Source organism: Bacillus sp. S10(2024), from assembly GCF_050473865.1.
In the GTDB taxonomy this organism is placed as follows: domain Bacteria; phylum Bacillota; class Bacilli; order Bacillales; family Bacillaceae_G; genus Bacillus_A.
On sequence record NZ_JBFLUR010000002.1, the window covers coordinates 3,896,550 to 3,911,378 of the forward strand.

Below are 14,829 nucleotides of genomic sequence, written 5' to 3' on the forward strand. Positions count from 1 at the left end.
AGTGAATGAGATGAGTAAATTGCCAGTTGAAAATGAAGTATATATGCTTCCGGCTTCCTATGGACAAACCCGAATGTGGTTTTTTGAGCAAATGTTTTCAAACAGTGCCACTTATGCAATCCCCTTTATCTTTAAGATAAAGGGGGCACTCAATAAAAAAGCACTAGAGCAAACACTTCAAAAAATTATTAATCGTCATGAAGTATTACGTACAACCTTTTATGAAAATGATGGGGAGATATTACAAAAAATTTCGGTAAGTGTTCCTGACTTTAATTTGGAAATGATTAAAAGAGAGGGGATTGAACAGGTACAACCTTTAGAGTCATATCTGAAGGAGTTTTCAAAAGAGACATTCGATCTAGTAAAGGGACCTCTAATAAAATTTAAACTTATTCAATTGGGCGAAGAATATCATTATCTTTTAGTTAACGTACATCATAGTATATTTGATGCCTGGTCTATAAATATATTGGAAAAAGAAATATTGAAGATTTATCCGTACTTCGATAAAGAGTTAAATTTTGATTGGGAAGAGCTTCCTTTACAGTATGCAGATTATGCAGTTTGGCAAAAGAAGAGTTTTGAGGGTTTAAATCTAGAAGAGGGTTTGAATTTTTGGCGAAATTACTTACAACACGCTCCCTTAGTTTTAGATCTTCCAATAGATAGAGCTCGGCCGAAGGAACCTTCTTATCAAGGGGATAATTACAAATTCGCGTTTCCGAAAAATTTATCTAATGATATTCAAGAGTTTTGTCGAACCAATAATACAACATATTACGCATTCTTTTTATCGGTATTTAATATATTGTTATACAGATATTCTGGACAGAAAGATATTGTAGTAGGCACGCCTATTACTAATAGAAAGGATAAACAGATACAAGAATTAATAGGTTTTTTTGTTAATACCTTGCCGATTAGAACAGTTATCCAATCTAATAAAAGTTTTCGAATGGTATTACAGGATACGGTTGAATCTTTTCTTCAAGCTCATGAGAATGGTGATGTGCCATTTGAAAAAATTGTACAGGAAGTAAGTCCTGAACGTGATAAAAGTTACCATCCAATATTTCAGGTGCTTTTCACCTTACATGAAAATAAAGAAGAGAAGCTATCTCAACAGTTATTGATAGAACATGAAAAAATTAACACAAGCACTTCTAAATTTGATTTTGTTTTATACATTTCGTGTGAAACCGATAATATGACAGGAGAGATTGAATATAGTACCGACCTTTTTGATAAGGTTTCAATCGATAGGATTTTTGAAAACTATGTGTCATGTATTCAGGCAGTTCTTAAATCACCAGATGAATCTATTTCTGCAATAAATATGTTGACGGAGGAAGAGAAAAGTGAATTGGTCATTGAGGAGAGCGTGAATTTAGATTGTAGTAGATTTGTACATCATTTGTTTGAAAAAGAGGCTGCCAATTATGCAAACAAGACAGCAATAAAAGGTACACAATATTCCTTTTCGTATAAGGAATTAAATGAACGAGCTAATCAAGTTGCAAATGAGTTGCAAAAACAAGGAGTTCAATCTGGTGACGTTATTGGTATATGTCTTAAAAGATCTCCAGAGCAGATCGCTACAATAATAGGTGTTTTAAAATGCGGTTGTGCCTACCTTCCAATTGATCCGGCTTTGCCTAAGGAAAGAATTAGACTTATCGTAGATGATTCTGGGACTAAAATGATAATAACTGATGGCATAGATTTAGCAGGGATATTAGATGTATCATTCCTTTCTCTAAATGCAATCCTTAGAGATGGAAGTACAGAATGTATCAAATGGGTTCCATATCAACACCCGAAGGAACATTTAGCCTATGTTATTTATACCTCTGGATCAACAGGAAAGCCAAAAGGAATAGGAATTACACATGCATCCTTACTGAATCATATTCAAGGTATGCTACAGGTATTTCCTATGGGGGATGATGAGAGAGTTTTGCAGAATATTACCTATAGTTTTGATGCATCAGTAACAGAAATATTTTCCACGTTTTTAGGAGGGGGTACTTTAATTCTTACTCATCCAGATAGACAATTTGATATTGAGTATTTGGCTGAGTTAATGATTAATGAGTCTGTTACAAGGGCGCAATTATTCCATAGTCTAATAGAGAAGTTAATAGATCTTTCTTCATTCACAGAAAAGAATAACCTTCGTTATGTATTTACGGGAGGAGAAGCGCTTAGTAATCAGTTGGTTCGCCTATTTCATGAAAAGATGGGTGAAAAAGTTTCATTTGTAAATCTATATGGCCCAACGGAAGCTACAGTGGCCTCTACATATTGGATAAGCGAACCTAATTGCAATCAAAATTCTGCCCCTATTGGTTCGGCCCTACCTGGATATCATTTGCTTGTTCTTAATGAAGATTTACAGCATGTTCCTAGAGGCGGAGTAGGTGAACTTTTTATTGGGGGAAAAGGTGTAGCACCGGGATATTTCAATAACAAAAGGTTAAATCAATCGAATTTTATTTCAATTAATAGTAATGGGATTAGTAATTTGTATTATAGAACTGGGGATTTAGTTAAACAATTAGCAAATGGTCAATTTGTTTTTCTTACAAGGAAAGATTCTCAAGTTAAGGTAAGAGGTTTTCGAATTGAACTGGATGAAATCAAGAACGAGTTATTAAAGCAAACAGAGATTGAAAATGCAGTTGTGATAACGAAAGAAATAAAAGGAGACAAGAAGATATTTGCATTTATCATACGTGCAGAGGGAGCGGATATTTCTGCGAATAATGTAAAGGAGAGACTTGAAAATACTTTACCTCATTATATGATCCCAAAAGTAATATCTTGGATTGATAAAGTTCCTATTACGTTAAACGGGAAGGTTGATCAGCAAAAGCTACCTTTTGAAAGAAACGATTTAACTAATAAGGAAAAAATATTTGCTAAGAATTTATTGGAACGGCAACTAGCAGATATTTGGGGAGAGGCATTGAACCTGACTTCTGTAGGAATAAATGAGGATTTTTTTGATCTTGGTGGCCACAGTATAAAGGCTATTGAAGTTATGGGATTGATTCGTAAGAAATTAAATCTTCATATACCGCTGTCTTGTCTATTCGAATATAAGACAATAAAAGAATTGTCTGAATATATAAAAAAGGGTGGTTATTCTGGAGGAACAGTTCTTACGCTTCCACTAAAGCAGACCACTTCTTCAGAACCGCCACTATTCCTTATTCACCCAGGTGGCGGTGGCGCATTATGCTATGTCCCATTAGCAAAAGGTATTACCAAGAATATAAATATATTTGGAATACAATCACAAGGGTATGAAACAAATAAGGAACCTTTAACAAGTATCTTTTCCATGGCGAAGTTGTACACGGAAGAGATACTGAAAATTCAGTCTAAAGGGCCGTATCGTTTGGCAGGATGGTCTATGGGTGGAACATTGGCTGTAGAAATAGCGAGGTTGCTAGAGGAAAGAGGAGAAAATATTTCATTTATTGGTTTAATAGATGCACATCCATTTGATCAGTCTATGAAAAGACTGGATCGTGAAGAGCCATTAGTAGTGTGGGCATATAGTTTAGGCATTCAAGCTAATGAGCTCTATAACAAAAGTGAGATTGAAAAGTATCAAATTGTGTTGGGGGCAGCCAAAGAGAAAGGAGTAATTCCGAGAAGTGCAGAGTTAGAAGATGCAAAGCAAATTATAAAAGTAATGGCAGCAAACAACATGGCAAGTGATCAATATGAATTTGGTGAACCAATTCAATCAAATTTAGTTTTGCTAAATTGTAAAGAAATAGATTCTCGTTATTCTCATGAATTAGTAGATATTGAATGCTGGAAAAATAGGACTAAGGGGAAAGTATATGTTTATCCTATTAAAGGGAAGCATAATAATTTGATGCTATCCCCACAAGTTGAGTATATAAGCGAGATAATTACAAATGTTTTAGAAGGGAGAGAGGGAATATGCAGACACAAGTAACGGGGCGTATTCAAAAATCACCCCATGAGGCATATATAGAGAATATTTTGTTTCCTCAATTTGAGTACGAGTTAGAAAATTATTTACCTCACTACTTAAATATTGAAAGGGTTTTATTAAAGGCTTATAAACAAATGGATGTTTTATCTGAAGAAGAGGTTTGTAAAATATGGAAATCTATTGAACGAGTTGATAGGGATTCTATACTTAAAATTTCAAGTAATAATATGACAGATATCGCGTTAAGTATAGAAAGAGTAATAGAGCATCATCTAGATAAATCTATTACAAAGTGGCATATTGATCGAAGTCGTAATGATTTTCAAGCTTGTGCACAATTAATGTATGCACGTGAGAATTGGATTCATCTTACTAAGAAAATGGATTCATTTGCTCAACTTTTGATAAAAAAAGCAAAAAAGCATATTCATACGGTTATGCCAGGCTATACTCATTATCAATCCGCACAAATCATAAGTGTAGGATTTTACTTAACTGCGATTAGTCGTCATTTATTAAGAACAATTAATAAGATGATTGACGTATTAGATACCATAAATAACCAATGCCCTTTAGGATCAGGGGCAATGTCCGGTCAAGAGTATGAATGGGACTGTATTCAAATGGCTAATGATTTGGGGTTTCAATCTTATATTGGTCATGCGTTGAGTGGTGTAGCATCTAGAGAGTGGGTATTAGAAATTGCAGGATGCATTTCATTTTTTGCTAACAATATGAGCCGATTCCTAACGGATATTATGCATTGGGGAAGTAGTGAGTACCAGTTTATAGATCTACCAGATGAGTTAACTGGTATTTCTTCATCCATGCCTCAGAAGAGAAATTTTCCTGTTATTGAGAGGCTTAGGGGAAAGACGAGTCATCTAATTTCCTACCATATAGATTTTTTAATAGGCCAACGAAATACGCCATACAGTAACTTGGTAGAAGTATCAAAGGAAGCAAGTCGAAATTTATCTACACTATTTAAAGAAACCGACAGTTTATTAGATTTACTAATTTTAGTTTTTGAGAACATCTCTTTTAAAGAAGAAAATATGAAACACTGTTGCGCCTTAGAGTATTATGGTGGTTTTACGCTAGCTAATATATTAACAGAAAAGAGTGATATTCCATATCGAAAAGCTCAAGTTGTAGCGGGACGATTTATTACAAAATCTTTAGAAACTAACATTCTTCCTGCAGACGCTTCCGTTGAACTGTTGAATGAAATTTGCTCTGAATACGGATATTCTAATATGGTTTCGTTGAGGGAATTAAGAAATATATTTGATGTTGAGAAAGCATTGGGTTTAAAAAATACACAGGGTTCTACTAATCCAAATGCTGTAGAAGAAATATTAAAAAGCCAATGTGTAGAAGAAGAGCGTTTACGTAAGGAACTATGTACCTTTATGGATAAAGTTGAAAATAGAATTGATAAGCTTGAGAACTGGGGATCTATTTGTGAGGAGATTATATAATGAGACAATCGAATCAATTATTGTTAGAAAAGGAACAAACTAGCGTCATTAAAAAAGGGAGTGGGAAGGCTTGTGGAACCTTCGGAGAATTGTTACAAGGTGTTTTGCCAGAGGATAGAAATTTTTTGGTAACACTTCCTATTAATCGGTACTCGCGGTGTGAATTTATTTCTATACCCGAAGCAAAGGATCTTAGCATTTACCCACCAAACCAAACAAAATCTTTAGAGATAGCAAAACGAATTTTACAGTTTTATAGCTTACCAGCCGGAGGGTCTATCAAGATATACAGTGAACTTAGTAAAGGGAAAGGGCTTGCTAGTTCTACAGCAGATATGGTTGCGGTTTCAAGGGCTATTGAATCATGTTTTAAAATTAATATCCCTTCTTCCATCTTAGAGATGTTATTGCGCGAGATTGAACCATCCGATGGAGTAATGTACCCAGGGATAGTATCTTTTTATCATAAAGAAGTTAAAATTCGAGAATCAATCGCTGATTGCCCACCGTTAACTGTTATTGCATTGGATGAAGGGGGACAAGTTGATACAGTTGCTTTTAATGATCTTCCCAAGCCATTTAATTTAGAAGAAAAACAAGAGTATCAAATGTTACTAGAACAGATGGTGTTATCTGTAAGAAATCAAGACTTAACTTTATTGGGAGAAGTGGCTACCAGAAGTGCCGAATTAAATCAAAAACTTCATGCGAAAAGGACATTTGAAAAGATGCATTCTATTTGCGAAGCGATTGGGGGACTAGGGGTTGTAATAGCGCATAGTGGAACATATATAGGGATTTTAATTTCAAAAACAGATCCTTTTTACTCACAAAAAATTTCCTCCGGTCTGTTGAAAATAAGAGAATTAGGTTATCCAACAGAGATATTTCATACTGTATCATCATCTTGCTTACAAGAAGGAGGAGAGAGAAATGAAAGATACTATTATTGATTTAATTGGCCTAACGCCTTTGGTAAAACTTCGTGCCAACGGTGAGAAAAGAAACGGGGCGGTTTATGCAAAATTAGAAATGCAAAATCCATACGGTATGAAGGATCGTGTGGCAAAACAAATGATTTTAGAAGCAAAACGTACAGGTTTATTAAAAGAGGGCGCTCCTATTGTAGAGAGCTCCTCTGGTACCCTTGCAATGGGGCTTGCAATGGTTGGAACGTATTTAGGGCATGATGTTCATATTGTCACAGATCCTCGAATTGATGATTTAACTTACAAGAAACTTAAAGCCTTAGGAGCGCATGTCCATATTGTAGAGAAGATGGCAGACACAGGTGGTTGGCAAATGGCAAGATTACGATATTTAAAGGAATTACTTGTAAAGTATCCGACAGCATATTGGCCAAAACAGTATGAAAATATTCAAAATCCTTTATCGTATGATCATCTCGCTAAGGGTATAACAGAGGATTTAGGAAAGGTTGATTATTTAGTTGGAGCAGTAGGGAGTGGAGGCTCGTTATGTGGCACTGCCCAAGCACTCAAGTCTACTAATCCTGATTTGAAAGTTTTGGCCGTTGATGCAGTAGGAAGTGCAGTGTTTTTTCAAAAGGACAGACCATATCGTCTTCAAAGTGGATTGGGTAATAGTTTAAAGCCGCCAAATGTTGATTACTCAGTTATTGACGAAGTACACTGGCTAAATGATGAAGAGGCTTTTAATTGGACACTGGAATTAGCACGCCATGAGAAAATTATTGCAGGAAATAGCTCAGGTAGTGTATATGCTGTTGCCAGATGGTTAAGTACACAAGTTGAGGAAGATAAGGTAATTGCTTGTATTTTTCCTGATAGAGGAGATCGTTATGCTAATACGATCTATGATGATAGTTTTTATATACATCATAAACTAAATAGAGGGAAATTAAATATAAATCCGATAGAAATAGGGAGTATACAAGATGTCGACCATTGGACTTATTTTCATTTTGACAAAGGAAAGTGTATAAATGAAGAAACTACTATTTATTGAGTCAAATACTACTGGAACAGGAATGTTAGCTTTGATAAAAGCAAGAGAGCTAGGATTTACACCTGTACTTTTTACAAGTAATCCAAAGCGGTATATAGGGTTAGAAGAAACTCAATGTATAATCTTAGAATGCGATACGAATAATCTAGATTGTATTAGAGCAATAATTCGGTCGCGATTCGAAGCAGATGAAATAAAAGGTATCACAACAACAAGTGAATTTTACATTGAAACGGTAGCGGTCCTAGCTAAAGAACTAGGCCTTGTAGGGAACCCTATAGATACTGTGAAAAAATGCAGAAATAAGGCAGAAATGCGTCTTCTACTAAAAGATATGTGCAATATTTATCCACTGTGGTTTTATACTATTGGATCGCCTGAAAGGTTAGAGGAGATAAAAGATAATATCAGATTTCCATGTATTGTTAAACCTGTCGATGATAGTGGTTCTAATAATGTATTGAAGTGTTATTCATATGAAGAAGTAAGAAATCAAACTGAAAAAATTTTGAATAATATGTATAATGTTCGATCTCAAAAAAACATACAAAATGTACTAGTGGAAGAGTATGTACCTGGGCAAGAATATAGCGTGGAAGTTTTTGCTCACAATGGTAAGTTTCATATTGTTGGAGTTACTCAGAAGATTGTGGGGTATGAACCGTATTTTATAGAAGGTGGGCACACATTTCCAGCGCAAGTTTCTGATGATATACGGTTAGTTATTGAAAGAGGCGTAGCTGCAATTATAGAAAAGATAAACTGGCAAAATGGCCCTTGTCATCTAGAAATTAAGGTAAGGGAAGAGAAAATATTTTTAGTAGAGTTTAATGGCAGACTTGCTGGAGGAATGATACCAGAATTGATTCGGTATGCGACTGGAGTAGATTTGCTAAAAGAACAATTAAAAGTTGTAACAGGGATAGCGCCGGAAGTACATCAGAATCCTTTCTTATACGCAGGGATACGTTTTATTATCCCACCTAGAGATGGGATAATAAAAAGTATTGTTGGTATAGAGGAAATAGAGAATACTTTAGGAATTGAAGAGGTGAAATTTCGTGCGATTTTGGGAGAATCCGTACAAAAAGTTCAAAATGCTTATGGAAGAATAGGGCATATAATCGGGATATCACCAAATGTAGATGAACTAAATTTCCTCTTAGATAAATGTATGGATACCTTAAAGATAGAAGTTGAGGGGTGTGGAGAGTGTGATTAATTACTTGAGTGACACAGTAACATTACCTACTGAAGAAATGCTAAAATCAATTCAAAATGTTGAGCTAGGTGATGATGTATATGGACAAGACAAGACAGTTAATCAATTAGAGGAATCAGCTGCTAATATGCTAGGAATGGAAGCTGCGTGTTTCATGCCAAGTGGTACAATGGCTAATCTTGCTTCTATTTTAGCTCATTGCCCAAGGGGGACTGCGGTTTTGGTTGGGGATGAATCTGACATTTATATTTATGAGGCAGGTGGGGCTGCAATTTGTGGGGGTGTTATGTACCAGCCAATTAAGACACAACCAGATGGTCGCTTTCTATTGACTGATTTAGAGGCTGCCTTCCCTAACGATGAAACAGATCCACAGTTTGCGTTGCCAGCATTAATATGCCTAGAGAATACTCATAATCGTTGTGGCGGGAAAGTACTACCACTCTCATACTTAAAAGAGATTAAAGAGTTTGCTATGAAGCGAAATATCCCAGTTCATATGGATGGTGCACGAGTATTTAATGCAGCAGTTCATTTAGGTATAGAAGTTAAAGAGATCGCGCAATATGCAGACTCCCTTCAATTTTGTTTATCCAAAGGACTATCAGCACCAATCGGTTCAATAGTAGTTGGGAAACATAAATATATTGAGAAGGTAAGACGGATTAGAAAAATGTTAGGGGGAGGGATGCGTCAAGTAGGAATTATTGCAGCACCAGCTATTGTAGCTTTACAAACAATGACCTTGCGTTTGCAAGATGATCATAGAAGAGCGAAGAAGTTGGCGACCGGATTGGCGAATATTACCGGAATTGAGCTTGATGCATCAGAGGTACAAACAAATATTGTGATGTTTCGTGTAACAGATCCAAATTATAATTGGATAAAATTTTTAAAGGAAACTGAGGAAAGAGGTATCATCTTATCTGAAATGGGTTATGGTCGGATAAGAGCTGTTGTTCATCGACATATTACAGAAAAAGATATTGAATATACGATTGAAATAATAGAGAAGTTGTTGAACAACAGCCCTGTAATTAAATAGTTATAATTGTTTTGTTGTTTTTTAGACTTTCTTCCTCAAACGAGCGGTTCTTTTCCGCCTGTTTGAGGAAGTTGTGGGCTATGGCAACCAGCCTGAACTCGGTTGTTACTCTCGTCAATCTCCTTAACGAGAATTGACGGAACGACCAATTGCCCTTGATATGACTGACCGCGCTTTCTACCTCCGTTTTTCGCTTGGCGTAGATTTGTGATCCTTCGTCAGACCAAAGGCTTTGTTTTGCTTTCGCTTTTAATTCTTCATAACTGTCTGTCACCTTTTTCCGTACAAAAGAATACTTATTGGCATTCGCTTCAATTTTTGTACCATCCAAAAAGTAATCATCCATAGATATGTAGTTTTGTTTTAATAAGAGTTGGATTAATTCTGTGAAAAGTGGTTCAATCATATCTTTCGTTCGGAACGAAAACGATTGATTGTACGAAAATCAGGCGTCTGTTGCCTAGATAGTCACATCATCAGTAGGTGTTCTCGCGATAATCTGGCAATATCACGACAAGAATAGATTTTTTGCGTATATGCGTAGAGGATTACCTTTGTCATCGTTTTTGGGTGATATGAACTATGCCCCCCCTTTGATAACGAGAGAAGAATAACTCGTCACTGACTTGTTCCACCATATCATGGATGACTCTCACCACATGATCTTCTGGAATTAATTCGCTATAGTCCATTCGTAGAATTAATTGACCCATGTTATAATGAAAGTAGCTGAATGGTACTCATAGAAAATCGCCTCCTATTTTTGTTGGTTTGGTCACTTACAATTATACAGGATAAGGCGATTTTTTTTGTGCGCAAAAAAGGGCCACCCATAAGTCGGTGAAACCGACTTATGGGACAGCCCCTTTTTTGGTATGTAATTTTATGTCTGTATGTAACTAGTTCTTCTTATATTTCACCTGAGCTTGTTGTTTCGTCTTTACTTCTTTGTAATTGATCATTTACTTGCATAAGTGTACGCTCGGTCTGCGTGATAAATTGGTTTTTAGATTCAAGAAAGAATATTGATAAAGCGTTTTCTAAATACTTTTTAGCACTAACTAGATCGTTCTTCTTTTTATGTAATATTCCAAGCATATGGTTAATTTCCCCAGCCGAGTAAGAAAGATGATTAGAAATAAGGTAGTATTGTAAACGGTATGCAATATCAAGGGATAAATCTTCTTGATCGTTTAAGTAGTATACATGGGCTAGGTTATACCCGACCCTTGGAAATAGGGACTTATCCTCTACAAATGGTAGGTTTTCAAAAGCATTTATCGCATTTGTGAGAACGGGAATAGCTTGTATCGACTTCTTTTGCTCTATAAGTATAAGGGAAAGTGAATTTGCTATATTGATATCAATTTCTGTGAGAATCCTATTATTTGGAAGGAGGTTCCGGAAAGTTTTTTCTGCTTTTATAAGATCATGTTCAACTTTATGGAATATAATCCCTTTTAGCCAGTGGGTAAGTTTCGCTAGTTTGCTATTTTTCATGCCTTGTTGATTGCTGAGGAATGCTTCGCATTCCTCAATGAGATACTGGATAGAGATGAAATCTTGGTAATATAGATTCTCGCGACATAACATTTTTATTTTGTTGATATATTCAACTATACTCTCATCCTCGTGGGACATGATGTAATCAATAGGTATATTAAGTTTTATACAAATATTTTGTAGAATATCTAATCTTGGAGACTGCAGTCCTTTTTCAATGCGATATAGCGTAGAAGTGTCACAAATGTTTTCTGAAAGCTGTTGCCGAGAATAACCGCTTTTTTTTCGGAAATATTGGATTTTATTACCTATATTACTCATTAACTAACCTCCTGTTATAAATATTGCTTCTAGCTAAGTATTGGATTGTTGATCGTATTAAAAAAATTTAATTGTATTTTTAGTAAAGGGATTTACATTTATATAATACAGGGTAGATTTTTCCGTAGATTCTGATGTTTTTTGAGCGAATTTGAAAATTGGTATCACCATTTAGCTGGAAATTCCTTTTGGGGATTTTTAGCTAAATAGAAAGTATGAGACGCAATATTATAAGTTTTCTAGTTGTCTCGTACATAAATTCGTTCATCGATTAAAATGCATGAACTTTATATAACCTGAAATATTCATAGTCCCCCGAAATGAATCAATTTTCTAAAAATGATATTTCGTGTTTTTTTGTAAAAATTAGCATTTATAAATCTGATAAACTGAATATTATGTCATTTTAGTTGTTGTTTTAGACAGACTTCACCCTTGGACTAAAATAACTGTTTTTCTAGTTAATCAAGGTATACTGTTGCGGCTTATTCAAGCTGAAGTTTTTAAATTTGACGATTGAAGTTAAGTGTTAATTGCAGTAAAGTAGCCACTATAAGAATCCCTTCTGTGGTTATTTGGTGGTACTTTTAACCTTATTAGAAATGGGTTCTTTTTTCACTTTTTAAGTGCAATAAAATTAAGGATTTTAAGCTTGATATAAAACCGGCTACGCTCATTTTTTTCGAGATTCTGTGAATAATTTGGATGTAATTGTGTCTCAATATTGCGCAAATACATATATATATTACCAAAATATCCAACTATAATAAAGGCAATAAAAGGATATGGAGGGAAAAATATGAATAATAAAAAGTCGATTTTTCTAGGTGCTATTTTAAGTGTTCTGTTAAGTGTAATGCCAGTGGTAGATAATTCAGAAGGAAGTACTGGAGCTAAAGTAGAAAATTCTAAAATTAACGTAGAACAGCCTATCTTCTTCTCGGATGACATAATTGGCGGGCATCACTAAGGATGTATAGAAATATGAAGAGAAAAAAGATTTTAGTTGCTGTTCAAAATGTAAAAGGTACCTCAATCTATTCGGAGATAGCGGCCAGCGGGCGGTTTCAGACTCATATTCTTAATAATAAATATATGTTGAAGGATCCTTCATTTTTGAGTACGTTTGATATTGTAATTGCAGATATCGCTAATTACAATATTTTGAAGGGAATGGTAATTAAAGCTCCTCATTTAATAGTTCTTATAAGTAGCAAAGAGAGGCACTTATTCTCAATGATTGAGGGAGTCGAAGCTATTGTGAAGAAGGGGGATTCTCATGAAATAGTAGAAGCTCTAACCGCCATTGAAAAAAATGAGTTCTATATTTCTGATGAATTTAGATTGTTGTTTTCGTGGGAAAGAAAAAGTGTATTGCTAAATAAATTAAGTTTCCAAAAAGAGGATCTGTCTGATTTGTTAACTAAGACGGAACTTCGTGTTATGAGAGAATTAATTAATGACAAGACAAATCAACAAATTGCTGACACCTTATATTTAAGTAAAAGGACAGTTGAGTATCATATAGCTGCTTGCATGCGGAAGTTGGAAGTGAAGTCTCGGGTAGGACTAGCGGTGAAAGTTACTAGAGCCATTTTATTAAGAGGACAGCAATATGAATATAATGTCTGATTAATACAATAGAAGAATATCTTAAATAAAGAGATGTATGAAAACCTTTCCATACATCTCTTTATTATTTATTACAGATTTTTATGGTAGAAAAAGAAACTAATTATCCTGTCTTAGTTGTGTTTTTAAAGAACATGATAAATATTTTTATAATGCGTATTTGCGTGAATTACGGGTGTTTTTAAACAGTCTGATGTTTATGCTATAAATAAGATTTCGATATATTAAGGGGGATATTATGAAAGGGCATTTTGTTCAGCTGCAAGCTTTAGAAGAAGAAGATTATAAATTGTTTTCCAAGTGGGTTAGACCTTCCAAAATAAGTGCTTTGGCAAGAGGATCCCAAGATTTTGCTACTGTACGAGAAATTAAGATGGATATTGAGTCAGGTAACACACGTTACGCTACAGTATTGACCCATGAAGGGAAGAAAATAGGTTTTGTTTCGTGGCAGCCATTGAAGTATGAAGGTAGCTATGTCTTAGGTGGCGTTATTGGCGATTCGGATTTATGGGATATGGGATATGGAGCAGAAGCATCTATTTTAATTATGGACTATCTTTTTCATTTTAAAAATGCTCACAAGATTCAATTTGTAAATGGATTATATAATCAGAGAACTGTTCGTTTCTTAATGAAAAATAACGTAACAATTGAGGGGATTCTTCGGGATCATTTTTTCCTTGACGGTGAATATCATGACGCAGTTGTCTCCTCTATTTTAAGACATGAATATTACGCTGGTGGAGAAGGAGAGCAGCCGGAGGATGTAATACCTAAAAATGAAAAAGAGCAAATTCGAACAGAATTATATGAGTATCTAAATAATTATTGGAAAAATGAGTGTTTTCCGAATTTGATGAATCAAGGTGAAAAAAATGGAATGGAACGATAAGGTCGTACTTGTTACTGGTGCATCTAAAAGTTTAGGTAAGGAGATTGCACATCATTTTGCAGAATTAGGAAGTCGAGTAGTTTTAGGATATAGAAGTTCCCTTGAGGAAGTGCAAAGTGTGGTGTTATATATCAAAGAAACAACAGGGAACGAAAAAGTTACTTATGTAAAACTTGACGTGAATGAGTCCGTTCAAGTGCAAGAGACCATACAAAGGATTATAGATGATTATGGAAGTATTGATGTTCTTGTAAATAATGCGGGTGTTAGCTACGGTGGAGCATTAATTCCAAGTAACTCTCTTGATAATTGGAAAGAAATCATTAATACAAACGTGATGGGCACTATTAACTGTATCCAAGCAGTTTCTTTTCATATGTTAACCGAACAAAAAGGAGCTATTATTAATATCTCATCTGTAGCAGGTCTTACAGGAATGGAGAGACTTAGTGCTTATAGTGCTAGTAAATCAGGGGTTATTGGTTTAACTCGTTCTCTTGGAAAGGAATATGCACCTTATAATGTACGGGTCAATGCGGTAGCTCCTGGGTATACAGAGGATACTGGTATGGTAGATAGAATCCCAGAGGATCAGATGGAGGCTTTTAAAAAGAAAATTGCGATGAGACGTTTGGGAACTACGAAAGAAGTGGCCGAGGCAGTTTCATTTCTTGCATCTGAGAAAGCTAGTTATATAACAGGACAAACATTGGTAGTAGATGGTGGCCTTATATAAAGGGAAATGGAGGTAATATTAAA

General features: G+C 35.1%; 13 protein-coding genes. 10 read left to right on the forward strand and 3 right to left on the reverse strand.

Going from position 1 to position 14,829, the window contains the following annotated elements; genetic code table 11:
* Window positions 1-10: 10 nt before the first annotated feature.
* From AB1280_RS19730 to ltaE, 6 genes are read left to right on the forward strand one after another with little or no spacing between them, the layout of a single operon-like run.
* Complete coding sequence (locus tag AB1280_RS19730; RefSeq protein ID WP_429756744.1) at window positions 11-3,979, forward strand: non-ribosomal peptide synthetase; 3,969 nt, start codon at window positions 11-13, stop codon at window positions 3,977-3,979.
* Complete coding sequence (locus tag AB1280_RS19735) at window positions 3,964-5,463, forward strand: argininosuccinate lyase (RefSeq protein WP_429756745.1); 1,500 nt, start codon at window positions 3,964-3,966, stop codon at window positions 5,461-5,463. The genes AB1280_RS19730 and AB1280_RS19735 overlap by 16 nt, the downstream gene beginning before the upstream one ends.
* Window positions 5,463-6,416 (forward strand): kinase, encoded by a 954-nt coding sequence (locus tag AB1280_RS19740; RefSeq protein ID WP_429756746.1) that lies wholly within the window; start codon window positions 5,463-5,465, stop codon window positions 6,414-6,416. The genes AB1280_RS19735 and AB1280_RS19740 overlap by 1 nt, the downstream gene beginning before the upstream one ends.
* Complete coding sequence (locus AB1280_RS19745; RefSeq protein WP_272189060.1) at window positions 6,397-7,452, forward strand: PLP-dependent cysteine synthase family protein; 1,056 nt, start codon at window positions 6,397-6,399, stop codon at window positions 7,450-7,452. Before AB1280_RS19740 ends, AB1280_RS19745 begins: the two co-directional genes overlap by 20 nt.
* On the forward strand, window positions 7,430-8,674 hold the full coding sequence (locus AB1280_RS19750) for an ATP-grasp domain-containing protein (protein ID WP_429756747.1): 1,245 nt from the start codon (window positions 7,430-7,432) through the stop codon (window positions 8,672-8,674). The genes AB1280_RS19745 and AB1280_RS19750 overlap by 23 nt, the downstream gene beginning before the upstream one ends.
* Window positions 8,658-9,719, forward strand: coding sequence for a low-specificity L-threonine aldolase (ltaE, locus tag AB1280_RS19755; RefSeq protein ID WP_272189062.1), 1,062 nt, complete (start codon window positions 8,658-8,660; stop codon window positions 9,717-9,719). Before AB1280_RS19750 ends, ltaE begins: the two co-directional genes overlap by 17 nt.
* Here the strand turns inward: ltaE and AB1280_RS19760 are convergent.
* The 3 genes from AB1280_RS19760 to AB1280_RS19770 all read right to left on the reverse strand — a co-directional run bounded on the left by AB1280_RS19760 (window position 9,712) and on the right by AB1280_RS19770 (window position 11,543).
* Window positions 9,712-10,050, reverse strand: a complete 339-nt coding sequence (locus AB1280_RS19760) for a transposase (protein WP_429756748.1) — start codon at window positions 10,048-10,050, stop codon at window positions 9,712-9,714. The genes ltaE and AB1280_RS19760 overlap by 8 nt on opposite strands.
* 137 nt (window positions 10,051-10,187) lie before the next feature.
* Window positions 10,188-10,280: a hypothetical protein gene (locus tag AB1280_RS19765; RefSeq protein WP_429756749.1), complete on the reverse strand. Its 93-nt coding sequence runs from the start codon at window positions 10,278-10,280 to the stop codon at window positions 10,188-10,190.
* 348 nt (window positions 10,281-10,628) lie between these two features.
* Window positions 10,629-11,543 carry a helix-turn-helix domain-containing protein gene (locus AB1280_RS19770; protein WP_429756750.1) on the reverse strand — a complete coding sequence of 305 codons (915 nt, stop codon included), beginning with the start codon at window positions 11,541-11,543 and terminating at the stop codon, window positions 10,629-10,631.
* Window positions 11,544-12,342: 799 nt separating this feature from the next.
* Between AB1280_RS19770 and AB1280_RS19775 the strand changes: the two genes are divergently transcribed.
* The 4 genes from AB1280_RS19775 (at window position 12,343) to AB1280_RS19790 (ending at window position 14,806) form a co-directional block, all read left to right on the forward strand.
* Entirely contained in the window at window positions 12,343-12,513 is a 171-nt protein-coding gene (locus AB1280_RS19775) for a hypothetical protein (RefSeq protein WP_272189064.1), read from the forward strand.
* 14 nt (window positions 12,514-12,527) lie between these two features.
* Complete coding sequence (locus AB1280_RS19780) at window positions 12,528-13,175, forward strand: response regulator transcription factor (protein WP_272189065.1); 648 nt, start codon at window positions 12,528-12,530, stop codon at window positions 13,173-13,175.
* Between the two features lie 238 nt (window positions 13,176-13,413).
* A complete protein-coding gene (locus tag AB1280_RS19785; RefSeq protein ID WP_272189066.1) occupies window positions 13,414-14,070 on the forward strand; it encodes a GNAT family N-acetyltransferase in 657 nt (218 codons plus the stop codon).
* Window positions 14,054-14,806, forward strand: coding sequence for an SDR family NAD(P)-dependent oxidoreductase (locus AB1280_RS19790; RefSeq protein WP_272189067.1), 753 nt, complete (start codon window positions 14,054-14,056; stop codon window positions 14,804-14,806). Before AB1280_RS19785 ends, AB1280_RS19790 begins: the two co-directional genes overlap by 17 nt.
* Window positions 14,807-14,829: the final 23 nt, after the last annotated feature.